Origin of the sequence: Pseudomonas sp. BSw22131 (assembly GCF_026810445.1) — a bacterium.
In the GTDB taxonomy this organism is placed as follows: Bacteria; Pseudomonadota; Gammaproteobacteria; order Pseudomonadales; family Pseudomonadaceae; genus Aquipseudomonas; species Aquipseudomonas huanghezhanensis.
Window position 1 is genome coordinate 2,759,859 of record NZ_CP113949.1, and the last position, 22,329, is coordinate 2,782,187.

The 22,329-nt window shown below is 59.8% G+C and carries 19 protein-coding genes and 1 pseudogene; 7 read left to right on the plus strand and 13 right to left on the minus strand.

Going from position 1 to position 22,329, the window contains the following annotated elements; translation table 11 throughout:
* Position 1: 1 nt before the first annotated feature.
* Positions 2–2,245: a 1,4-alpha-glucan branching protein GlgB gene (gene glgB, locus OYW20_RS12260; protein ID WP_268800940.1), complete on the plus strand. Its 2,244-nt coding sequence runs from the start codon at positions 2–4 to the stop codon at positions 2,243–2,245.
* A 475-nt stretch (positions 2,246–2,720) separates the two neighbouring features.
* On the opposite strand, the gene OYW20_RS12265 is transcribed toward glgB, so the two are convergent.
* The 3 genes from OYW20_RS12265 to gcl form a co-directional block, all read right to left on the minus strand.
* The gene (locus tag OYW20_RS12265) at positions 2,721–3,623 is read right to left on the minus strand and encodes a 2-hydroxy-3-oxopropionate reductase (RefSeq protein WP_268800941.1); all 903 of its coding nucleotides are present in this window, start codon (positions 3,621–3,623) and stop codon (positions 2,721–2,723) included.
* Between the two features lie 133 nt (positions 3,624–3,756).
* The gene (gene hyi / locus OYW20_RS12270; protein ID WP_268800942.1) at positions 3,757–4,539 is read right to left on the minus strand and encodes a hydroxypyruvate isomerase; all 783 of its coding nucleotides are present in this window, start codon (positions 4,537–4,539) and stop codon (positions 3,757–3,759) included.
* Between the two features lie 37 nt (positions 4,540–4,576).
* The gene (gcl, locus tag OYW20_RS12275; RefSeq protein WP_268800943.1) at positions 4,577–6,352 is read right to left on the minus strand and encodes a glyoxylate carboligase; all 1,776 of its coding nucleotides are present in this window, start codon (positions 6,350–6,352) and stop codon (positions 4,577–4,579) included.
* A 108-nt stretch (positions 6,353–6,460) separates the two neighbouring features.
* On the opposite strand from gcl, the gene OYW20_RS12280 reads away from it, so the two are divergent.
* Positions 6,461–7,369, plus strand: coding sequence for a LysR family transcriptional regulator (locus tag OYW20_RS12280; RefSeq protein ID WP_268800944.1), 909 nt, complete (start codon positions 6,461–6,463; stop codon positions 7,367–7,369).
* Positions 7,370–7,607: 238 nt separating this feature from the next.
* Here the strand turns inward: OYW20_RS12280 and OYW20_RS12285 are convergent, their stop codons facing one another.
* The 4 genes from OYW20_RS12285 to OYW20_RS12300 form a co-directional block, all read right to left on the minus strand.
* Entirely contained in the window at positions 7,608–8,372 is a 765-nt protein-coding gene (locus OYW20_RS12285) for a 2-keto-4-pentenoate hydratase (protein ID WP_268800945.1), read from the minus strand.
* Between the two features lie 135 nt (positions 8,373–8,507).
* Positions 8,508–8,783: a DUF2790 domain-containing protein gene (locus OYW20_RS12290; RefSeq protein WP_268800946.1), complete on the minus strand. Its 276-nt coding sequence runs from the start codon at positions 8,781–8,783 to the stop codon at positions 8,508–8,510.
* Positions 8,784–8,929: 146 nt separating this feature from the next.
* Positions 8,930–9,556 carry a glutathione S-transferase family protein gene (locus tag OYW20_RS12295; protein ID WP_268800947.1) on the minus strand — a complete coding sequence of 209 codons (627 nt, stop codon included), beginning with the start codon at positions 9,554–9,556 and terminating at the stop codon, positions 8,930–8,932.
* 84 nt (positions 9,557–9,640) lie between these two features.
* On the minus strand, positions 9,641–10,564 hold the full coding sequence (locus tag OYW20_RS12300; RefSeq protein ID WP_268800948.1) for a LysR family transcriptional regulator: 924 nt from the start codon (positions 10,562–10,564) through the stop codon (positions 9,641–9,643).
* Between the two features lie 169 nt (positions 10,565–10,733).
* Here OYW20_RS12300 and OYW20_RS12305 point away from each other — a divergent pair, with 169 nt between their 5' ends.
* Positions 10,734–11,969 (plus strand): MFS transporter, encoded by a 1,236-nt coding sequence (locus OYW20_RS12305; RefSeq protein ID WP_268800949.1) that lies wholly within the window; start codon positions 10,734–10,736, stop codon positions 11,967–11,969.
* A gap of 115 nt (positions 11,970–12,084) precedes the next feature.
* Positions 12,085–13,371: a sensor histidine kinase gene (locus OYW20_RS12310; protein ID WP_268800950.1), complete on the plus strand. Its 1,287-nt coding sequence runs from the start codon at positions 12,085–12,087 to the stop codon at positions 13,369–13,371.
* Between the two features lie 26 nt (positions 13,372–13,397).
* Here the strand turns inward: OYW20_RS12310 and OYW20_RS12315 are convergent, their stop codons facing one another.
* Complete coding sequence (locus tag OYW20_RS12315) at positions 13,398–14,216, minus strand: phosphatase PAP2 family protein (RefSeq protein WP_268800951.1); 819 nt, start codon at positions 14,214–14,216, stop codon at positions 13,398–13,400.
* Positions 14,217–14,405: 189 nt separating this feature from the next.
* The gene (locus tag OYW20_RS12320) at positions 14,406–14,651 is read right to left on the minus strand and encodes a hypothetical protein (RefSeq protein WP_268800952.1); all 246 of its coding nucleotides are present in this window, start codon (positions 14,649–14,651) and stop codon (positions 14,406–14,408) included.
* A 91-nt stretch (positions 14,652–14,742) separates the two neighbouring features.
* Between OYW20_RS12320 and OYW20_RS12325 the strand changes: the two genes are divergently transcribed.
* A complete protein-coding gene (locus OYW20_RS12325; protein ID WP_408005513.1) occupies positions 14,743–15,327 on the plus strand; it encodes a TIGR04211 family SH3 domain-containing protein in 585 nt (194 codons plus the stop codon).
* A 249-nt stretch (positions 15,328–15,576) separates the two neighbouring features.
* On the opposite strand, the gene OYW20_RS12330 is transcribed toward OYW20_RS12325, so the two are convergent.
* A complete protein-coding gene (locus tag OYW20_RS12330; protein ID WP_268800954.1) occupies positions 15,577–16,860 on the minus strand; it encodes an MFS transporter in 1,284 nt (427 codons plus the stop codon).
* A 219-nt stretch (positions 16,861–17,079) separates the two neighbouring features.
* On the opposite strand from OYW20_RS12330, the pseudogene OYW20_RS12335 reads away from it, so the two are divergent.
* Positions 17,080–17,187: pseudogene (locus tag OYW20_RS12335) on the plus strand (gamma-glutamyltransferase); the annotation flags it as partial.
* A 66-nt stretch (positions 17,188–17,253) separates the two neighbouring features.
* Here the strand turns inward: OYW20_RS12335 and OYW20_RS12340 are convergent.
* Both OYW20_RS12340 and OYW20_RS12350 read right to left on the minus strand, forming a co-directional pair.
* Positions 17,254–18,426: a MalY/PatB family protein gene (locus OYW20_RS12340; RefSeq protein ID WP_268800955.1), complete on the minus strand. Its 1,173-nt coding sequence runs from the start codon at positions 18,424–18,426 to the stop codon at positions 17,254–17,256.
* A 263-nt stretch (positions 18,427–18,689) separates the two neighbouring features.
* Positions 18,690–19,388, minus strand: a complete 699-nt coding sequence (locus OYW20_RS12350) for a tRNA (adenine(22)-N(1))-methyltransferase (RefSeq protein WP_268800956.1) — start codon at positions 19,386–19,388, stop codon at positions 18,690–18,692.
* A 287-nt stretch (positions 19,389–19,675) separates the two neighbouring features.
* Here OYW20_RS12350 and OYW20_RS12355 point away from each other — a divergent pair, with 287 nt between their 5' ends.
* Positions 19,676–20,239 carry a carboxymuconolactone decarboxylase family protein gene (locus tag OYW20_RS12355; RefSeq protein WP_268800957.1) on the plus strand — a complete coding sequence of 188 codons (564 nt, stop codon included), beginning with the start codon at positions 19,676–19,678 and terminating at the stop codon, positions 20,237–20,239.
* 198 nt (positions 20,240–20,437) lie between these two features.
* Here OYW20_RS12355 and OYW20_RS12360 read toward each other — a convergent pair whose 3' ends face one another.
* A complete protein-coding gene (locus OYW20_RS12360; protein ID WP_268800958.1) occupies positions 20,438–22,087 on the minus strand; it encodes a methyl-accepting chemotaxis protein in 1,650 nt (549 codons plus the stop codon).
* Between the last annotated feature and the right edge of the window lie 242 nt (positions 22,088–22,329).

Genomic DNA, 22,329 nt, shown 5'->3' on the forward strand with positions numbered 1-22,329 from the left:
AATGAGTGCGTCTGACCAATTCGGCGAAGGCAACCACACGTTGTTGCCTGGTGCCGGCGATATGGACGCGTTGATTCGCGCCGAACACCGTGACCCGTTTTCCATGCTTGGCCCGCACAGTGATGGCGCTGACGGCCAGGTCATCCGCGCCTATCTGCCCGGCGCGTTGTCCGTTCGTGTGTTGTCCAGAGACGACCACCAGGACCTGGGCGAGTTGACCATGAGTGACAAGCCGGGCTTTTTTGCCGGCCATTTCAAGACGCGTCAGCCCTACCTGCTGAAAATCAACTGGGCCACCGGCGAGCAAATCACCGAAGACCCTTACAGCTTTGGTTTGCTGCTGGGCGAGATGGACTTGTACTTGTTCGCCGAAGGCAACCACCGCGACCTGAGCTCCGCCATGGGCGCTCAGGTGGTTAATGTCGACGGTGTTGCGGGTGTGCGTTTCTCGGTGTGGGCACCTAACGCGCGCAGGGTGTCGGTGGTGGGTAACTTCAACGCCTGGGACGGCCGTCGCCACCCCATGCGTCAACGCGACCCTTCTGGCGTGTGGGAAATCTTCATCCCGCGTCTGACGCCCGGCGAAGTGTACAAATACGAAATCCTCGGCCAGCACGGTATCTTGCCGTTGAAGGCCGATCCGCTGGCACTGGCCACGACCCTGCCACCCGACACGGCATCACGCGTTGCCACGCCGTTGCAGTTTGACTGGCAAGACAACGACTGGATGCAGTCACGCGGCGACAAGCACGGACTCGATGCACCGCTGTCGATCTACGAACTGCATGCCGGGTCCTGGCAATGGCACCACGGCGGTGACGACGAGCCGGACCGTCCGTACAACTGGCATGAGCTGGCCGACAAGCTGATCCCGTACATCAAGGATCTGGGTTTCACCCACATCGAGCTGATGCCCATCATGGAGCATCCGTTTGGTGGCTCGTGGGGCTATCAGTTGCTCTCACAATTCGCGCCGTCGGCCCGTTACGGCACGCCGGACGATTTTGCAGCGTTCGTCAATGCCTGCCACCAGAACAGCATCGGGGTGATTCTCGATTGGGTGCCTGCGCATTTCCCGACCGACACTCACGGTCTGGCGCAATTCGACGGCACTGCGTTGTACGAGTACGCCAACCCGCAAGAAGGCTTCCACCAGGATTGGGACACGCTGATCTATAACCTCGGTCGCACCGAGGTGCACGGGTTCATGCTGGCGTCCGGGCTGCACTGGCTCAAGCATTTCCACATTGATGGCCTGCGGGTCGATGCAGTGGCGTCGATGCTGTACCGCGACTATTCGCGCAAGGCTGGCGAGTGGGTGCCGAACCGTTACGGCGGCCGGGAAAACCTCGAAGCCATCGATTTTCTGCGCCACCTGAACGAAGTCGTCGCGCTGGAAGCACCGGGTGCGCTGGTCATCGCCGAGGAATCCACGGCCTGGCCGGGTGTGACCAATCCCGTGCAAGAGGGCGGTCTGGGCTTCAACTACAAGTGGAACATGGGATGGATGCACGACACGCTGCATTACATCGAGCAGGACCCGATCAACCGCAGCCATCACCATGGCGAGCTGAGTTTTGGTCTGATGTACGCGTGGTCCGAGCGTTTCATTCTGCCGATCTCCCACGATGAAGTGGTCCACGGCAAACACTCGCTGATCGACAAGATGCCCGGCGACCGCTGGCAGAAGTTTGCTAACCTGCGCGCGTATCTGGCGTTCATGTGGACCCACCCTGGCAAGAAGCTGTTGTTCATGGGTTGTGAGTTTGGGCAGTGGCGTGAGTGGAACCACGATACCGAGCTGGATTGGCACTTCCTGCAATACGCCGAGCACAAGGGCGTTCACACGCTGGTCAGCGACCTCAACCGGCTGTATCGCTCGGAAAAAGCTCTGCATGAGCAGGACTGCGATCCTAAAGGGTTCCAGTGGTTGATCGGCGATGACGCGGCCAACAGCGTGTATGCGTTCCTGCGTTGGAGCAAAGAAGGTGAGCCCGTGCTGGTGATCGCCAACATGACGCCGGTACCGCGAGAGGACTATCGCATCGGCGTGCCGTTTGGTGGCAAGTGGACCGAGTTGCTCAACAGCGACGCCGGCACCTATGCGGGCTCGAATGTGGGTAACGGCGGTGGTGTGAAAACCGATGAGATCGGCAGCCACGGCCAACCGCTGTCGCTGGTATTGAACCTGCCGCCACTGGCGGTGCTGATCCTCAAGCCGGCACAAGGTGACAGCGAGGACTGATTTCCTCGCGTTACTAAGTCACCTGCAACACCCAAGCGCCCCCGCAGCCATTTGCGGGGGCGTTTTGGTATTAACGCCTTATTCTCTGTCGATGTTGCTTCTGCCGGAGGGGTGGGAACTGCCTGTCACCCGACATCACGCCAGATGCAAATCCTGTAGGAGATCCCCCGTCGTCCAGACGCCGCGCCGTCGCGCAGCAAACATTGGCAGCACACGCTTCTGTTTTTGCTTCTGTCCGAATGGCGTGGAAGCTGGCCGGGCGGTGTTCCGTTTGCCTGCGATCTGCCGCGAAGCGGCAGTGAATCCTGACAGAGCGGCGTGTCAGAAACGACTAGGGCGTCTGGTTTCAGGACTGCTGCGCAGCCCATCGCTGGCAAGCCGAGCTCCCACGCCTGCGGCAGAAGCGAAATTTTGGGGCCTTGTAGATTAACGACATATCTTATGTTTGATGAGAGGGAGCTTGCTCGCGATGGCGTCACTGCGGCGTGTGATCCCCCCGAATCGAGAAGCTGGCCATGTGTTCAAGCCCTTTGATCAGCGCCGAGTGATCCCAGTCGCTGCCGCCCAGCGCCGCGCAGGTGCTGAACACTTGCTGGGCGTTGGCGGTGTTGGGCAGGTTTAGGTTCAGCTCTCTTGCGCCTTGGAGCGCGAGATTGAGGTCCTTTTGGTGCAGCGATATCCGGAAACCGGGGTTGAAGGTGCCCTTGATCATGCGCTCGCCATGTACTTCCAGAATCCTGGACGACGCAAATCCCCCCATCAACGCCTCCCGCACCCTGGCCGGGTCGGCGCCGTTTTTGGACGCGAACAACAGCGCCTCGGCCACCGCCTGAATATTCAGCGCAACAATTATCTGGTTAGCGACTTTCGCCGTCTGGCCGTCGCCGTTGCCGCCAACACGCGTGATGTTTTTGCCCATGGTCTGGAACAGCGGCAGCGCGCGCTCGAAGGTCTCTTGATCACCGCCGACCATGATGCTCAGCGTCGCGGCCTTGGCGCCCACCTCGCCGCCGGACACCGGGGCATCGAGGTAGCGAGCGCCGGTGGCGTTGATTTTCTCGGCGAAGGCCTTGGTGGCGGAGGGCGAGATCGAACTCATATCGATCACCACCTTGCCGGCCCCCGTTCCAAGCCCGACGCCGTTTTTGCCGAACAGCACGTCGTCTACCTGCGGGGTGTCGGGCAGCATGACGATGATGAACTCTGCCTCTTGGGCCACTTCTTGCGGGTTGCCCAACACCCTCGCGCCAGTGTCGACCAGCGAAGTGGGCGGCGCACTGAAGTGACGTGACAGAAACAATTGATGCCCTGCATTTTGCAGATTATGCGCCATGGGCAGCCCCATGATGCCGGTGCCGATAAAGCCGATGTTAGCCATGATGACCTCTTGTTTTTTTGGAAGATCGATATGTCTGTGGGGTCAGCTACACGTTTTAAGCCCAAGCTCCAAGTTTGAAGAGCCAGCTGCGCGTCTTGCAGCTTGTAGCTAACAGCTTGAGGCTGCCGAAGGCTCAAATCAGGTTATGGGTCTTCAGCCAGCCAAGCCCGGCCTGGGTAGTGGTCAGCGGTTTGTATTCGCAACCGATCCAGCCGCGATAGCCCAACCGGTCCAGATGCTCAAACAAAAACGGATAATTGATCTCGCCCGTCCCGGGCTCATGGCGGCCGGGGTTGTCTGCCAGTTGCACGTGGCGAATCGCCGGGAGATGCTCTTCCATCGTGCGCGCCAAGTCGCCCTCCATGATTTGCATGTGATAAATGTCGTATTGCAGCGACAGGTTACGGCTGCCGACCTTCTCGCGAATCGCCAGCGCCTGCCGGGTATGTGTCAGGTAAAACCCAGGGATATCGCGGGTGTTGATCATCTCCATCACCAGGTCGATACCCTCGGCTTGCAGCCTGTCGGCGGCGTAACGCAGGTTGCCGACCAACGTTGTTTCCAGCTGTTGCTCATCGGGCCCATGCGGCCTTATCCCGGCCAGACAGTTGACCTGCGTGTTCTCCAGCACCTTGGCGTAGGCGATGGCGAGGTCGACCCCGGCCCGGAATTCCTCGACCCGGTCAGGGTGGCAGGCGATCCCTCGCTCACCGTTGGCCCAGTCGCCTGCGGGCAGGTTGAACAGCACTTGTGTCAGTCCGTTGGCCTCAAGCTCGGCCTTGATCTGCGCGGAACTGAAGTCATAGGGGAACAGATATTCGACACCGCTGAAGCCCGCGCGGGCGGCCGCTTCGAAGCGCTGCAAAAACGGCAATTCCGTGAACAGCATGGAAAGATTGGCGCATAAACGTGGCATATCAGTTTCCTCATTGCTCAAGCATCAGGGCGAGCGATCAATTCATCAGGCTGATGGCGGTCGGCGCATCGGCGCGGGTTTCGGCCAGCGCTTCGAACTCATTGATTGCGTTTATCTCGGTGCCCATCGCAATGTTGGTCACGCGCTCCAGAATGATCTCGACCACCACCGGCACGCGGTGCTGCTGCATCAAGCGTGTTGCTTGTGCGAACGCCGCTTGAAGCTGTTCCGGGTCGGTGACCCGAATCGCCTTGCAACCCAGCCCCTCGGCGACCGCGATGTGATCGACCCCGTAGCCCTCAAGCTCCGGCGCATTGATGTTGTCGAAACCCAGTTGCACGCAGAAATCGATGTCGAAGTTGCGCTGCGCCTGGCGGATCAACCCCAGGTAAGAATTGTTCACCACCACATGGATGTACGGCAGCTTGAACTGCGCGCCCACGGCCAGCTCTTCGATCATGAACTGGAAGTCATAGTCGCCCGACAATGCCACCACCTGGCGGCTCGGGTCGGCCTTCACCACGCCCAGCGCGGCGGGAAGGGTCCAGCCCAGCGGCCCTGCCTGTCCGCAGTTAATCCAGTGCCGTGGCTTGTAGACGTGCAGAAACTGCGCCCCGGCGATCTGCGACAAGCCGATGGTGCTGACGTAACACGTGTCCTTGCCGAAGTACTGGTTCATTTCCTCGTACACGCGCTGGGGCTTGACCGGAATGTTCTCGAAATGGGTCTTGCGTTTCAGCGTGCGCTTGCGTTCCTGGCAACTGGCGAGCCAGGCGCGTCTGTCCTTGAGTTTCCCTGCGGTGTGCCATTCCCGGGCGACCTCCAGCAGCATGTCCAGTGCCGCGCCTGCGTCGGACACTATCCCGAGGTCGGGCATCAACACTCGCCCGATCTGCGTGGGCTCGATGTCGATGTGAATAAAAGTGCGACCTTGGCTGTAGACCGAGACCGTGCCGGTGTGGCGATTGGCCCAACGATTGCCGATGCCCATCACCATGTCGGAGGCGAGCAGGGTGGCGTTGCCGTACCGGTGAGACGTTTGCAAACCGACCATGCCGGCCATTTGCGGATGATCATCGGGGATGACTCCCCAGCCCATGAGCGTAGGAATCACCGGGATGCCGGTCAGCTCCGCGAACGCCACCAGCGCCTCGCAAGCGTCGGCATTGATGACGCCGCCGCCCGCGACGATCAGCGGCCGTTCGGCTGCATTCAGGAGGGTGAGAGCCTTTTCGATCTGCTTGCGGCTTGCGCGAGGCTTGACGACAGGCAGCGGTTCGTAGGCCTCGATGTCGAACTCGATCTCAGCCATTTGTACGTCGAACGGAAGGTCGATCAGCACCGGCCCTGGCCGACCGCTGCGCATCAACTGGAAGGCTTTTTGAAACACGTACGGCACCTGGCCCGGCTCCATGACCGTGGTCGCCCATTTGGCAACCGGTGCAGCGATGCTGGCGATATCTACCGCCTGAAAGTCTTCCTTGTGCAGCCGCGCGCGAGGGGCTTGCCCGGTGATGCACAAAATCGGGATCGAATCGGCCGACGCCGAATACAGGCCGGTGATCATGTCAGTGCCCGCAGGACCGGAGGTGCCAATGCACACGCCAATGTTCCCGGCCACTGCGCGTGTGTACCCCTCAGCCATGTGCGACGCGCCTTCAACGTGCCGCGCCAGCACGTGATCGACGCCGCCAAGCTTTTTGAACGCGGCGTACAGCGGGTTGATTGCAGCGCCGGGGATACCGAATGCGGTATCGACCCCTTCACGGCGCATCACCAGAACGGCGGATTCGATGGCTCTCATGCGGGTCATTTTGCTAGTCTCCTGACTCAGTAGTTTTTGTATGTCGCCAGACTGAATCGAAAGCGCTTTCAGGTGAATAGCTGTTTTTATCCTTTCTGTCGGTATCGGGAGTATCGAATGGACCGCTACACAGAAGTGCGCAGTTACGTGCTGGTGGCGACACGCGGCAGCTTTGCCGCCGCGGCATTGGTGGAAGGTGTGACCCCGGTGATCATGGGCCGCCGCCTGAGTGCACTGGAGGATCGGCTGGGCGTGAAGCTGATCCATCGCTCGACCCGTGGGCTGACCCTGACCGACTCAGGGGAGTCGTATCTGGAAAACGCCAAGGCTGTGTTGCAGTCGTTCGAGGACCTGGACGCCAGCATCAGTGAGAACGAAAACAGCGTGCGTGGGCACTTGGTGATATCAGCACCCGCCGGTTTCGGTCGGCACCACGTTGCGCCGCATGCCCCGGAATTTCAGGCGCGATTCCCTGATCTGCAACTGTCGTTCAACCTGACTGACAGCGTGGTGGACCTGGTGCAGGAGGGGTATGACATGAGCATCAGGATTGGCGAAGTGCTCGACCCCAACTACGTGGCGATCAAGCTGTACGCCAACAAGCGCGTGGTGTGTGGCGCACCGTCGTACTTCGAGCGCCACGGCAGGCCGCTGCAACTGGAAGACCTCGCGGGGCATAACTGCCTGTCGTTCAACTTGCAGGGCGGGCAGCACAGGGGCTGGACGTTTCAGCGCGACGGCAAGCCCGTGGCGATCAAGGTCGGCGGCAATCTTTACTGCAACGACGGCGAGTTGCTGTTTGACTGGGCAAAACGCGGCCTGGGCTTGAGCTGGCGTTCATGGTGGGAGATTCAGAGCGCGGTGCAAAACGGAACATTGATCACCGTGCTGGACGATTTCGCGCTGCCCAGCTACGACATTCAGGCGGTGTATCCGCAGCAGCACTACTTGCCGGCAAAAGTGCGCTTTTTTATCGCGTTTCTTAAAGAGGTTTACAACCGGCCGGGGTACTGGCTGCAGGGCTGAGGTCAGGCAGATCAGGATTCAACTTACCGACAGGGACCTGTCGGAGCGTGGCCTGCCCGCGAAGGGGACTGTTCAAACGACTGATTTGTCGATTGACACAGCGTGTTCGCGGGCAAGTCGGAAGCCGCCACTCCAACAGGTCGTGGGTGATTCAATATCCGACGCCGCCTTGACAACACGTTGGCTCTAAAGGCTCACAGTGAGCTTTGGCGACGGGTGTTCCTACGGATTCAGTCCATCACACCAGCTCGAAAGAGATCGGTGGCAAGCCGCGGATTTCTCCCACTGCCAGGCCTGCGCCCTGGGTCCGATACATCCCGGTGTAAGAGCCGGTGGTGATGATGATCTCCGGGGTCAGCGTGTTGCCTTGTGTGGTGTAGTGATTCACCAGCCATGGCAGCAACCGCCGTGGATCGCCTGCCGGGTTGGCGCCGTCGCCGGGGACGATGTCCTCGTCGGCATAAGTCAGCGTCAGTGCGGGTTCGATAAACGGGAAGTCGGGCTCGTAATCAACAAATTCACCCACAATCAGCGCCCCGTGATTGAGCAGGTCACCCAGCGCCAGCAGAGGCTCGATCTTCGGCCATGCGGCGAAACGGCTTGAAACCACTTCTATGGTTGCCCCCATCGAACCGATGCTGCTCAGCACCTCTTCATCGGAGTAAGGCTGCTCGCGTGGCGTGAAGGCGCGGTTGAGGCGAAAGGCGATTTCAAGCTCCAGGATAGGCGACGGGTAATCGGTGTACTCGAGCTGGCTACCACTGGCGAACAGCCCGTCATCCGGCAGCAGAGACCCCTGAATGGGGCCGGTAGGAGATTTGGAGCCGACCTTCCATCCGCCAATGGTCGTGTCACGCAGTTTGAGGATGTGTTGTTGCAGGGCGTACGCGCTAACTTTATCGACAGGCACGTAATGGGGATGAATCTCGGTGATCTTCTGGCCCTGACGCATGGCGTCGACTATCAATTCGGCGACAGTGGCTTCGTGAGAGGTTTGATTCACTCGGGACTTCCTTCATTTAATTGAACGGAAAACACGGCAGCGAAGGGCCGCGCGCAGGGTAGCTGGGCTACCGTGCTGCGAAACCACTTTAACCCTCAATTGATCATAGCGGCAGTGCGAAAACGCGTCGTTTTCTCAGCCACTCTGGCAGCCATCGCCCAGACGGGTGTATTCAAGGTTGTGTTTCACGCCTTTGCTGTCGAGGTAGACCATGTGTGACTCGACCGGACCACACGCAGTGGCGACGTCGGCAGCGGTCGTAATGTCGATCACTTTCGCGATGTCGAGCGTTTGCGAATAAGTGTACGCCACGGCCTCAGGCACCGGCTGGGCCCTGGCGGTATCGACAGCACCGTTGGCCGACGCGAATGTGCTGAACAACGAAAGGGCGATGAACGTCGGATATTTCATGTGAGTGCTCCAAAGGGTTGCGTCGTCGTCAAGCACATGACCCAGCGTGCTTTGTGTATCCGACTAGCCTGTGCCCTGGGTTGCTCATCAAGAAATGCTGATTGTCGATACACGGCATGATCGAAAGCAATTGCGCCGTTTGACCTTCAAGCCCGCAGCCCGGCGACTGATTTGCCCATGCCTGTAAACCCCGGAAGTGCTTCAACGTGTTCGAGCCATGCGCGCACGTTCGGGTAGGGCTGCAACGAGACATTGCCTTCGGGGCCGTGGGCAACGTAAGCGTAATTGGCGATATCCGCGAGGGTAGGTGTGTCGCCAGCCAACCAGTCCCGCGAGGTCAATTCCTGCTCCATGACCGCGAGCAATGCGTGGCTGGCGGCAATCAGCGGAGCGGGTGCATAGGGCGCGTCGAAAACAGTCACCAGCCGTGCCCGACACAACTCATACGCCAATGGGCCGGCCGCGGCCGAGAGCCAGCGTTGAACCTGTGCCGCGCCGACAGGATCCTCCGGCAACCATTGCCGTCCTCCGTACTGGATGGCGAGATAGACAAGGATGGCGTTGGCGTCGGCGAAAACCTGGCCGTTGTCGTCAATCACGGGCACTTGGCCGAAGCTGTTCATCGACAGGAACGGCTGCCTTCTGTGTTCGCCGTTGGCCAGATCGACCTCGATGATGTCGTACTCAAGCCCTAGCAGGCTCATCATCAGTTGAACGCGATGGCAGTGGCCGGACAGTGCTGCGCGATAGAATTTGATGGGCTGGCGGTTCATGGTGATGAGTCCTCTGGGGGCCGCATTGACTGCGCAAAAGACTATTGTGGGGAATAGCTTCGGCATGCGGAACAACCAGCGCCCTCAACTGAGCATTGCAGGTTTTGCAACGCTGTAATCCAGGTCCTCACGCAGTCGGGTCACGCAAAAGTCCACGAAAGAGCGCACTTTAGACGAGCCCTTGCGACCCTCCGCATACACCACATGCACCGGCAAACCCGGTACTTCAAACCCTTCAAGCACCGTGCACAAACGGCCGGACTCAAGGTGTGCACGAACCTGGTAGGACGGCACTTGTGTCAGCCCCCACCCGTCAAGTGCGACGTGAATCGCAGCGTTAAACGAGGTCAGCGACAGCCTTGAATGCACGTTCAATGTCTGCCGCTGGCCGTCGATGGTGAATGTCCAGGCTGGGCTGCGTTCGGCCATCACGGCGCTGACCGTGGCTCGGTCGATCAGCTCATGGGGGTGGTGCGGGCTGCCGTGGACCGCGAGATAAGCGGGCGATGCACAGACCATGCGTCGCACGCTGCCCACAGCAACAGCGGTCAGCGACGAATCCGGCAGGTGGCCGATGCGCACGGCCACATCAATGCCTTCGTCAAGCATTGGCGCGACGCGGTCCATCAGCAGGCCACGGATTTCGACCTGCGGGTTGAGTGCCAGGTATTGGGCGAGCACGGGCGTTACATGAAGATCGCCAAACACCTGGGGCGCAGTGACCGTCAACAGGCCGCTAGGGCTGGCGTGAATCCCTGCGGCGGAGCTTTCGGCTTCGCTCAGATCAGCCAGCAAACGCCGGCAGTCTGCGGCGAAACGAACGCCTGATTCGGTCAGTCGCAGCTGGCGTGTGGTGCGTACCACCAGCAGCGTCCCCAGTCGGCGCTCCAGTTGCGCAACGGCGCGGGTAACTGTCGCCGTCGACACCACGAAGTGCCGCGCCACAGCGGCAAAGCTGGCGTGTTCGGCGACGGCAACGAAAATCGTCATTTCCTGAATACGGTCCACGGCGCGTCCGGTTCGAGGGCGAATGGCCGGTGAGCATGAAGGAAATAGTGGCGACGGAGAAGATCAAATTGTGTATTCCATTTGGGAATCCTCAGTATAAAAAACATGAATTTTATGTATCCGTCAGCAACCACTACCGTGACATTTCGATCCCGTGCATGGCCTTCTTATGACTGATTCTCCGGCTCAATACCTCACAGATGTCTACTGGAAACGCAACCTCGCGGTCTGCGTGATGGGTGCGTTCACCACCATTGTCGCGATGACGTTGCTGCTGCCGTTCCTGCCGTTGTACGTCGAACATCTTGGCGTGAGTGAGCCTGCAGCTATCGTGCAATGGTCGGGCGTGGCGTTTGGTGCGACCTTCTTGTCGGCTGCCCTGACGGCGCCTTTGTGGGGACGACTCGGGGACCGCTACGGTCGCAAATTGATGCTGATCCGCGCCAGCCTGGGCATGGCTATTGCGATGTCGTTGATTGGCCTGGCGGAAAATATCTATGAGTTGGTGGGGCTGCGCTTGCTGGCAGGATTGCTGGGCGGGTACGCGTCGGGGGCAATCATTCTGGTGGCCACGCAAACCCCACGGGAGCGCTCAGGTTGGGCGCTGGGCATGCTGTCCTCGGGGATCATGGCCGGCAACCTTGCAGGGCCACTGATTGGCGGTTTCCTGCCGCCGCTGATCGGCATTCGCAATACGTTTTTTCTGGCGGGCGGGGTGATCTTCATCACGTTTCTGGCGACGCTGCTGCTCATGAAGGAAGCACCCCGACCCACCCGCGCAGTCGGTGAAAAGCGCCCGCCCTCGGTTCGCCCGTGGTCCGTCATCAGCGACAAAGTACCCGTCATCACCATGCTGGTGGTCGCGTGCCTGGTGATGTTTTCAATCATGTCCATCGAGCCGATCATCACCGTTTACCTGAGCCAGCTGCATACCGAAAACGTCACGCTGATGGCCGGCCTGGTGATGTCGGCCACGGCGTTCGCCAGCGTATTGTCGGCGTCGCGCATCGGTAAGCTGGCGGACCGGGCAGGGCACTGGAACGTGGTGATGATCTGCCTTGCATCGGCGGCGGTGACGCTGATACCGCAGGCATTCGTGACGAACGCCTGGCAACTGGTCGCGTTGCGTTTTGTGATGGGCATTGCCTTGGGCGGGCTGTTGCCGTGCATAGCGGCGATCATTCGTCACGCCGTGCCAGACAGCGTGGCCGGGCGAATGCTGGGTTATTCGACGTCCAGTCAATACGTTGGCCAGGTCCTGGGACCGTTGACGGGCGGGTACATGGGTGGCCATTTCGGTATGCCGCTGGTGTTTATCGTCACCTGCGTGCTGATGGCCGGATGCGCAGCGGCGATGTTTTGGCTCAGGCCGGATAACCGATCCGTTCGCCCTCAGACACCCTGACAGCCGATCCCTCGATTTTGACGAAACCATGACATGCCACGCAGGATAATCCTTCTTCGCGACCTGCAACACGGGCCGCGACGTACAGACGGAATCGGCTTTCGCATGGAACTCCATGGACATCAAACACAGCTTGAAGCAACGAATCGTCATCGTGTTCGCGCTGATGAGTGCAGTCGTCGCCGGTATATTTGCGATCGGCATCATCGCCACTGTGCACGTGGTTGAGAAAAAACTTGCGACCGTCAGCCTGAGCGGCAATCTGCACCGGCTGATGGTGATGGAAAACATGAGCGACTGGCGGCACCGTCCTGAGAAAGACGAGCTGTTTTACGCTCAAGAGGGCAGAGAAGAACTGGCGCTCACCGACGATCTCAAGGATCTCGCGCCCGGTTTTCAAGAGCTTTTTCGCGGCGATAAAGCCTATTACGCGATGGTCCAGCTGGTCGGTGACCGACGCTACGTGCTGTTGCGCGATCAACGCCTTTTCGAGAAGCGTGAGCGAATTCTGTTCGGCATCGTGCTGGTGGGTTTTGTACTCAGTGTGCTGCTTGCGGTGCTGCTGGGGCGCCTGTTGGCGTCCAGGGTGATGGCGCCGGTAGCACGTCTTGCAGGGCAGGTTCATCACCGCGATCAGTTGCTGGACGTGGCGCCGGCGCTGGCCGAGAACTACGCCAAGGACGAAGTCGGTGCGCTGGCGGTGTCTTTCGATGAAACCCTTGGCCGGCTGCGCGGCACATTGAGCCGCGAAAAACTGTTCACCAGCGACGTCAGCCACGAACTGCGCACGCCGTTGATGGTACTGGCGTCGTCCTGCGAACTGCTGCTGGAATACCCGGGGCTCGATGAGCGCTCGCGCATGCAGGTGGTGCGCATCAACAACGCGACGCTTGGCATGAAGCAACTGGTCGAAACGTTTTTGCTGCTGGCACGCACCGAAGGCCGGCATTCGCATGAGGGCCGGCAGTCGACCCTGCGGCAGATCGCCGATGAGCTGACCGAGCTGTGGCGGGGGCCCATCGAAGAAAAGAACCTGAGATTCGAGTACCTGTCCCGCGATGACAATGCGGTGCTGTACAACGGCCCGTTGCTGCGTTCGGTGATGGGCAATCTGTTGCGCAACGCCTGGCATTACACCGACGAAGGGTTTATCCGACTAACGCTGACGGCCACCGGCTTCACCGTCGAGGACAGCGGCATCGGTATTCCCGAAGAGAAACGTGCGGCGATGTTCCAGCCCTTTGTGCGGGGCGACGAGCAACGTGGGGAGGGCCTGGGCCTTGGGCTTTCGCTGGTTCAGCGGATCTGCGCCAACCAGGACTGGAGCGTAACGCTGATCAGCCGGCAACCTTCGGGGTGTTGTTTCGAGGTGTCGCTGGTGTCGGCAACCGGTCCGGTTTGAGCGCGTCCGGTTGCGACAAGGTTTTATCAGGTAGTTGCGGGTGCTGTCCGGGCCCGGTCGGGCGCAACGTAGTCAGGATCGAGCCTCGCCCGGCCGTAGAACGCCATCGCCGTGAAGAACATCGAGAACCAGACGATCACCCCGGCCCAAGGCGTGTGAGACATGAAATGCCAGCCCTGGAAGATCCGCGTCGTGCCGTAGAAGAATCCCAGCAGCAGGGTCGCGACCAGCACCGCCTTGGCATGTCTCCAGCGATAACGTAACGCGACGAAGTACAGCGCCATCATGGTGAAGCCGCCTGACGCGTGACCGCCCGGCCAGCACCGGCCTTTGCCCGCTTCGTGGAGCAGGTTGAAGTTTTCGAACCACTCGCGCTTCTCTTCAATACCGCCATACAGCGTGGTTTCCACCGGGCAGAACACGCTGGTGTGGCTCTTGAAGTAGTGGATGAAACCGGTGGTCACGGCGAATGAAACCACCACAAACAGCAAGTCCCGGCGATGGCGAGTCAAGAACTGCAAGAACTGCGCAACGCGGGTTCTTTCCATCCAGGCGATGATTGACGCGTGTTTGTCGGCCCGAAAAAGCGGCCAGACAAACGACAGAAACGCGCCAATCATTGCGGCTTCTCCCGTCCAGTTCGGAATGATGCGCGCCCACCGGTGAGTGAAGTTTTCGAACAGTTTGTTATGACCCAGCACAAACTCATGGGTGGTGGTGTTGTACAGCGCGTCACTGATCAGCACGTCGAGGTTGGTCAGGTCGAACGCTAGAAACAGCCCGAGTGCGATCAGCAGCGGAATCCCGATATTGATCAGGTAAAAGCGATAGCGAGTGTGGTTCACGTGGTCTTTCCCGAGAGGGGGGTGGCGTTGAGTACAGGCTTGGTCAACATACGCGGCATCGGGTGAATGGCGGGTGAACAGCTTGTGAAAAGGCCATTCACATATCGTCTTTCTTACGAGTCAGCGGGTTCCGGACAATGCTGAATTAGAGGTGTTTCGCGGCTCACGAGCGCCAAAGTCCTGCAACGTTCAAGGAATTGTCTGACGAATGTCACGCCTCTGTAGTGAACCCGAGACTTTTTCGGCGGTCTGTTGACCACTGCGCGGCAAGCTGTGCCGGGGTCTTATGGCTTCGGGTTCTTCACGATTTTCTTGCGCGCCCGACTTCTCCAGCAGTTGCAGCATTGTGTTTGTGTTGCAGGCGCAGGCTATGTCCATCGTCACCGGCCCGACCATCCAGGCCTTTTCTTTTTTATTTTGTGAAGATCCCTCCATGCCGCCACTTCAGTCTTCTTCCCGTCTTCGTTTTACGTTTTCCAATCCGGTCGCTCGACGCCGTTTGCTCAGCGCCGGCCTGTTGGGAAGCATGCTTCTTGTGTGCGTCGATGCGCGTGCCGAAACCAGCGGCAAGGATCGCTGGGTCAGTGACACGTTGAGCACTTACGTGCGCAGCGGTCCAACCGACGGTTACCGGATTGTCGGCACGCTCAAATCGGGTCAGAAAGTTGAGCTCGTCAACACTCAGGGCGACTACAGTCAGGTGCGTGGCACGTCCGGCGAGACGGTGTGGATTCCGTCCAGTGATCTGCAGCAAGTGCCTGGCCAGACCGAACGCTTGCCGCAACTCACGCAGCAGGTCAGTGACCTCAGTGGTCAGTTGAAGACCATCGACGATGACTGGAAAACCAAAGTGCAGGGCATGCAGGAAACCCTGGATTCGCGCAAGAAACTGGTGGACGAGCTCGAGGCTCGCGCCAAGGACTTGAACGCCCAGTTGACCGACGCCCAGTCCGAGTTGCGTGCCACCCAGGCCAAGCTCGGCGATGAGAATAATCAGGTGCTGATGCGCTACATGGTTTATGGCGGCAGCATCGCCGGGGCAGGGTTGCTGCTGGGCCTCATCCTTCCGGCGCTGACCCGCGGCCGCAAGCGCAACGATCGCTGGTTCTGAGCCGACACGGGCGCTAAAAAGCCTATGCCTGGCACTGAACCTGGAGATGCGAATTCATTCGCGACGGGCCGGGTTTTACTGCCCAACGCAATTGCCTTTTATCGGCGTTGAAGAGACTGCGAGATGCTCTTATTGCTTTTGAGCTGACGAGCCGGCGCGAGGCCGCGATTGCAGTGTGTCAGGCAGATTGCATCGCGGCCTCGCCCAGGCTCGTCAGTTCCAAAAGGAGGGGACTGATCTGTCACATGTCTATAACGAACGGGCGACGTCCACCGGAACGGCCTCTTTTGACATTGAAAAGGTAAACCGTCCTCCGCTGAATCCCGCTTTCAAATCCCGGTATTTCACCAGATAACGGGTCCACACCAGCGCGGCGGCGATGCCTGATGCTCCGCCGATCACCATCGCCCAGCGCGGCCCGAAGGTATCGGCGACCCAGCCCACGATCGGTGCGCCAATCGGTGTGCCGCCCAATGTCGTCGCCAGCAGGATAGCCATCACACGTCCGCGCATCAGCGGGTCTGTCGACAGTTGCACCATGCTGTTGGAGGAGGTGGTGAAGGTCTGCGCCGAAATACCCAGCACGAACAGCGCGGCGCCGAAGAGCCAAAAGTTGGGCATGATCGCCGCCAACGCAAAGCCTCCACCGAAGATCGAAATCGCCACCAGCAACAACCTCGCACTGGGCCTGCCACGCCGTGCGGCCAGAAGGGCGCCGGTTACCGAGCCGATGGCCATGATCGACGTCAGCAAACCGTAGTGGCCGGAGCCTGCGCCGTAGACGCTGACCGCCATGGTCGAGATGAAAATCGGAAAATTCAGCCCGAATGTCCCCACCAGAAACAGCATGAGCAGCATCGCCTTCAAGTCAGGCCGCCGCCACACATAGCGAAAACCTTCCATCAGATTACCCCTTGCCCGGACGGGCCTGGCCCGCACGTTCATCTCCCTGACCCGCAGCAGGCTCAACGCGTAAATCATCGCGATAAACGTGATGGCATTGCTCAACAGCACCCAGCCAGTCCCCAGAAACGGTATCAACCCACCGGCAACCGCAGGGCCGATCATGCGCGCTGCGTTGAACGACAACGAATTGAGCGCGACAGCGTTGGATAACTGGTTTTCGTCCACAAGATCCGAGACAAATGTCTGCCGCGCGGGTGCATCGAACGCCGCAACGCAGCCCGACAGAAAGGCAAAGACATACACCTGCCATAGCGTCACGTGGCCGGTTACGGTCAGCAAACCCAGGCCGAGTGCCAGCAAGCCCATGATCACTTGCGTGGCGATCAGCAATTTGCGCCGGTCGAAGTGGTCCGCCGCGGCACCACTGAACGGCAAGAGCAGCAACATCGGGCCAAACTGTAGCGCCAATACCACGCCCAGCGCCGTGGCGTTTTGTTCGGTCAGCTGAGTCAGCACTAGCCAGTCCTGTGCGGTGCGCTGCATCCAGGTGCCGATGTTGGAGATGAGGGCGCCGATGGCCCATATGCGGTAGTTGTAGCCCTCAAGGGAGCGGAAAGTGCGGGCCATCGGAAATCCTGTGCGGGGTTCACGGGGGGGCTTGAACAGTGGACTGAGCATCTAAGTAACAGCGCGGGGATAGCGCTTGGTGGTTTGCCGGACACGATAGTCATGGTCTGCCACCAAAGAACACCCTCCTGAGACCACAGCAGTGGTGCAACGTCGTCGGCCGACGAAGATTTCGTCGCATCGGCATCGGCATCGGCATCGGCATCGGCATCGGGTAAGGCGATCCTGGTGGGCGCGCCATCGCTGGGCGGCAAACCGGTGGGCAACAACCGGTTTTACGGCGCCAACGACCCACGTCGTAATACCGGCCTGTCTCTGGGCTACTGAGTCAGCCACCACTGGGCCGGGCATTGCGAGGCATGCCCCGGCTCAGTGTGACTCAGCACAGTGTTCTCAGTCCGCGTGACGAAGCCTGGCAGCTTCATCCGCCAGGCTTCGCTCCAGGCGCGAGAGGCCTTCTTCAAGCATGTCGCGCGGGCAGCCGAAGTTCAGGCGCACGAACTGCCCGCAGTCTTCGCCGAACTCATGGCCTGCGCTCAGCGCGACCTTGGCGTTCTCCAGGAAAAACTGTTGCGGGTTGTCCAGCCCCAAGCCCGAGCAGTCCAGCCATGCCAGGTAAGTGCTTTGTGGCACATGCATCTTGATACCCGGCAAACGTGCGCGAACGGCCTCGGCCAGGTAATCGCGGTTGCCTTGCAGGTACGCCAGCATCTGCCGCAACCAGTCGGCGCCTTCGCTGTATGCCGCTTGCGTAGCGTCCAGCCCCAACGCATTAACGCTGTCCACCATCCCCAGACGCCCAGCGTTGAAGCGCTGCCGCAGCTCGGGATTCTGGATCACTGCAAACGCAGTCTTGAGCCCGGCAATGTTCCAGGCCTTGCTCGCCGACATCAGCGTCACGCTGCGTGACGCGATCTGCGGACTGATTGATGCGATGGGGATATGACGTCTGCCGTCGAACAGGATATCGGCGTGGATTTCATCGGAAATGAGCAGCACGTCATGGCGAACGCAGGCGTCGGCAATCAGTTGCAGTTCTTCGTCATGAAACACTTTGCCGAGCGGGTTGTGCGGATTGCTCAGCAACAACGCGCCAGCATGTTTGAGCGCCTCATCGAGCGCCGCAATGTCCGTGTGGTATTCGCCGTGGGCATCCGCCCGAAGCGGCAGGTCGATGCGCGGCAGACGCCAATGGGAGGGCGCTTGCAGCAGGGGCGAGTAATTGGGGGTCTGAACCGCGACGCCCGCGCCGCTTGGCACCAATGCGTGCAACGCCATGTTCACACCCGGCTCGACACCGGGTAAAAACACCAGGTCTTCTGACTGGATGCGCCACGCGTAAGCGCTCCAGAGGTGCTTGACCAGTGTTTCCCGCAGGCTGTCCTGAACCACGGCATAGCCCAGCAGTGGATGCTCAAGCCGAGCCTGCAAGGCCGCGAGAATGGCCGGCGCCACGGGGAAGTCCATGTCCGCGACCCACATCGGCAGCACGTCGTCGGCGTATTGACTCCATTTCTTGCTGCCCGTCGCGCGGCGTTCGATGGCGGTATTGAAGTTAATCGTCATTTCAGTCTCGTATCAGGCGTAAGGGCCAATTCTGGTGCAGTGGCGCATTGTTGAGAAGCTTGCGTTTCACCGACTGGTAAAAACTCTGACTTGCCGAAGCGCCGGCCCGCGACTGCATTACGACCCCCGAATACTTCGCCGCGAATGTCCTGGGCCCGCACGGTTACAGCGTTGAGTTCGTTTGCAAACGCTGGCAGCAAGGGCATTGATGTGGAGCGGCAGGGCGATGTCGGGTGCGTGGTAGGGTCGATGGTCGGTGGTAATCAAGTCGCCAGCAAATCAGTAATCCACTGAATCTTGCGGACGAGGTCCTGCAATTTTTCCTCAGGCAGGGATTGCCGCGCTCGGGCGAGGTGGGTCAGGGTTTTCTGTTTCTGACGCAACCTGCGCTGCCACTTGAGCAGGAAAGCCGGGCTGCGTGCCTGCATTTGCAGCGGGCCGAAGTACAGCTCCTGGTCGCTGTACATGACCGGTCCGACACGCTCGGCGACGATGATTTCGTAGTCAAACCGGTTTTCCCGGAGCACTTCCTCGTGAACAAGGCGATAGCCGTTTTCCATCAACCATTGGCGCAGCGGTTGCTCGCCGCCGTTGGGTTGCAGGATCAGACGCTCCTTGCCGTTCAGGCGCACCTTGCCCTCGTCGAGAATGTCGCGAATGGTCTCGCCGCCCATGCCGCAGAGACTGATCGCGGTGATGCAGTCCTCGGGCTGGATCGCCTCCAGACCGTTGGCCAGACGCACGATGATCAACGACTCGAAACCGTTTTCCCGAACGTTGCGTTCAGCCGAGAGCATCGGCGTCAGCGCCACTTCGCCCGCCACGGCTGCGACGATGACGCCACGTCGCATCAGCGCCACCGGCAGGTAGCCGTGGTCCGAGCCGATGTCAGCCAGTCGGGCGCCTTCAGGCACCTGAGCCGCCACGCGCTCAAGACGCGCAGACAATGTGTGTTCGTTCAACGCCAGCCCCTTTTCAACATCAACCTCCGGCACAGCAGGCCGGGCGGGACGCGATTCTGTGCGGCAATGCAGCAGATTTCAACGCGCGGGTCGTTATGGCCAGGCCTGTGGGGCGCACGGGTTAGGGTCGAGGGCAGCATTTCGGGCTTGTGCGCTGGCGCTGTCGCAGTAGATTTACCTATGCTGGCGGCACCACTGCTTGTCGAGAATGACCCTCACCCGTAGGACATCGCCGACTTATCTGAGCGTCGAGCAAACGACGCTGTATCCGTTTCGAGGTTATTGCCATGGCCATTCAATCACGCCTCACACCGCTGCACGAAGCGAGCATGGACGACGCCCAGCGCGCCGTGCTCAAGGAGATCGTCAGCGGCCCGCGAGGCAATCTGGACGGCCCGTTTCTGGCCTGGATTCACAGCCCGGCGCTGGCTGATCACGCCCAGCGACTGGGCGCGTTCTGTCGGTATGGGACGCGTCTTGAGTTACGCCTCACCGAACTGGCCATCCTCTTTACTGCCGCCTGGTGGCAGTCCCAGGCCGAGTGGCAGATCCACGAGCCCATCGCGCGCTCGGCGGGCGTGTCGGAGGCAGTTATCGACGCGCTACACAAGCAGACGCTGCCACCGTTTACTCGGGACGACGAGCGTTTGATCTATGGATTCGGCAAGGCGTTGTATGAGACCCGACGTATCGACGACGACCTTTACGCGCAGGCGGTGCAGGCGTTTGGAGAGCCCGCGGTTGTCGAACTGACCGGGTTGTTGGGGTATTACGCACTGGTGGCGATGACCCTGAACGTATTCGCCGTGCGCCGGGGCTCCGAGGAGCCGCTGCCGTTTGATGAGCCGTAGCGGCGGTCTCAGGGATTGGATCTGGCCGAACGTCTCGCGAATGAATTCGCTCCTGCAGGTTCTACGTACGGCCAGGATCGCCCATACACCCTAAAACTACAGGCTATCTGTAGGCGCGAATCCATTCACGCGGCGTCAGCTCGGGTTCAACACGCAAGCCGCCTCGCCAACACGTTGGCGCCTACAGAGGCCGAGGGCTCAGGCACGTTTCGCGGTGTTGAAATACGCGACCTTCTGCGTGAGACGATCCGCCAGCTGCGTCAGCTCCAGACTGGCGGCAGCCACTTGGTGCGAACCGGTCGCCGATTGCACGGTTGAACCGTGAATACGATTGATGTTGAGTGAAACGTCCTCGGCAACGGTGCTTTGCTGCATGGATGCACTGGCGATCTGTGCGTTCATGTGGTTGATTGCGCCCACTTCCTGACTGATCTTGGACAGCGCGCCCTGAGCGTTACGTGTTTGCTCCACGGTTCGGTTCGCCAGCTCGCAGCTATCACGCATCGTCTGCACTGCGGTCACTGTACCGGTCTGCAAGGTGCTGATCATTTCACGGATATCTTGCGTCGACTGTTGTGTGCGGTTGGCCAGTGAGCGAACTTCATCGGCCACCACTGCAAATCCTCGCCCATGCTCGCCAGCCCGCGCCGCTTCGATAGCGGCGTTGAGCGCCAGTAGATTGGTCTGGGAGGCGATTGAATTGATCACTTCGATGACCGACTCTATCTGTTCGCTCTGAGTGGACACCTGCTCGACCGTCCTAGTGGTTTCAACCAGCGAACTGGCCAGTTGCTCAACTGCCAGGGTGGTGCTCGCAACCAACTGGTTGCCACTTTCAACTTCGTTGTCTGCCTGGCGGGCGGCGTCGGCCGCCTGAGCTGCGTAACCCGACACCTCGCTGGCAGTGGCGGCCAGTTGAGTGATCGCCGCCGCAACCTGTTCCGCTTCGCGGGTTTGCAGGCCAATGTGTTCGTTGTTGGTGGACGAAGTCGCGGACAGCAGCGTTGACGAGTCGGTGACCTCCCGGGCAGCTTCACGCACTTGAGTGATGGTGTCAGCCAGGCGCATCAGCGCGGTTTTCAGGACGCCCATTACGCTGTTGGGGTAAGCCGTCTCGATGCGCTGCTGCAAATCTCTCGCAGCCAATCGCTGAATGGCGTGCGCAACCTCGGCAGGCTCCGCGCCCAGCGTCGATTTGACAAACCGAATGATAAACGCCGACAGGATGATGCTCAGCAGTAGCGCGACCGCGGTGGCTACCAGCATCAAGCCACGAAACTGGCTGGCGGTGGCTTGCACTGAGTCCAGTTGGGACTTGATCGAAGCCTCTTCATGGTCGATCAGCAGGTTGATGCGTTTGAGCCATTCGCTGTAGCTGGCCGATGTCTGGTTCAGCAACAGCGCCCGCGCTCCGGCAATATCACCGCTGCGCCTTAAGGTGACCAACGTAGTGGTGGCGGCCAGCGTTTGCTTCTCAATGTCTTTGATGTCACTCAACAACGCTTGCTCGCGCGCAGACACCCCCGGTCCTTTGAACAGCTGGTCCATTGCCACAGCAGAATCGGTGTAGGCCTTTTCCAGTTGGCTGACTTCGTTCAAGTGCAGTTCCAAGTCTTGGGTGTTATCAACCAGGACCGCATCACGTATGGCAATCGCCCGGTTATGTACGCTGCCACGAAAGTTGATGGCATAACGCTGAACCTTGGCGGCGTTCTGGCCAACGTCCTCAAGCGTGGATTCGATAAAGCCTACCCGCTGGATACCGACAGCCGTTATCAGGATAAGAAGAGAAACCACGGCCGCAAAGCCAAGGCCTATGCGGGCGCTGAGTGGAATGGGGGTTTTCATGAGGAGGACTCGCGGGATCTGTTACGTAACACGCGATATCAATGCGCCATCTTTTCGTGTGATCGCAAAGGTATTTCAGGGTCTTGCCATTGCCTAATTGATCGTCTCTACCATATGCATGTCTTCATGCTATGGAACTATCCTGATATGCACATCTTTCCATGCAATGCAGCACTACGTGGCTGTAGTAGCATGATTCGCCTCAGGGGGCAAAGCCTTCTGCAAAGGACGCAGCGGCCACG

Coding starts and splice junctions, on each gene's coding strand:
- glgB (WP_268800940.1), top strand. CDS start 2: ATGAGTGCGTCTGACCAATTCGGCGAAGGCAACCACACGTTGTTGCCT.
- OYW20_RS12265 (WP_268800941.1), bottom strand. CDS start 3,623: ATGGCTAACATCGGCTTTATCGGCACCGGCATCATGGGGCTGCCCATG.
- hyi (WP_268800942.1), bottom strand. CDS start 4,539: ATGCCACGTTTATGCGCCAATCTTTCCATGCTGTTCACGGAATTGCCG.
- gcl (WP_268800943.1), bottom strand. CDS start 6,352: ATGACCCGCATGAGAGCCATCGAATCCGCCGTTCTGGTGATGCGCCGT.
- OYW20_RS12280 (WP_268800944.1), top strand. CDS start 6,461: ATGGACCGCTACACAGAAGTGCGCAGTTACGTGCTGGTGGCGACACGC.
- OYW20_RS12290 (WP_268800946.1), bottom strand. CDS start 8,783: ATGAAATATCCGACGTTCATCGCCCTTTCGTTGTTCAGCACATTCGCG.
- OYW20_RS12295 (WP_268800947.1), bottom strand. CDS start 9,556: ATGAACCGCCAGCCCATCAAATTCTATCGCGCAGCACTGTCCGGCCAC.
- OYW20_RS12305 (WP_268800949.1), top strand. CDS start 10,734: ATGACTGATTCTCCGGCTCAATACCTCACAGATGTCTACTGGAAACGC.
- OYW20_RS12310 (WP_268800950.1), top strand. CDS start 12,085: ATGGACATCAAACACAGCTTGAAGCAACGAATCGTCATCGTGTTCGCG.
- OYW20_RS12320 (WP_268800952.1), bottom strand. CDS start 14,651: ATGGAGGGATCTTCACAAAATAAAAAAGAAAAGGCCTGGATGGTCGGG.
- OYW20_RS12325 (WP_408005513.1), top strand. CDS start 14,743: ATGCTTCTTGTGTGCGTCGATGCGCGTGCCGAAACCAGCGGCAAGGAT.
- OYW20_RS12330 (WP_268800954.1), bottom strand. CDS start 16,860: ATGGCCCGCACTTTCCGCTCCCTTGAGGGCTACAACTACCGCATATGG.
- OYW20_RS12340 (WP_268800955.1), bottom strand. CDS start 18,426: ATGACGATTAACTTCAATACCGCCATCGAACGCCGCGCGACGGGCAGC.
- OYW20_RS12355 (WP_268800957.1), top strand. CDS start 19,676: ATGGCCATTCAATCACGCCTCACACCGCTGCACGAAGCGAGCATGGAC.
- OYW20_RS12360 (WP_268800958.1), bottom strand. CDS start 22,087: ATGAAAACCCCCATTCCACTCAGCGCCCGCATAGGCCTTGGCTTTGCG.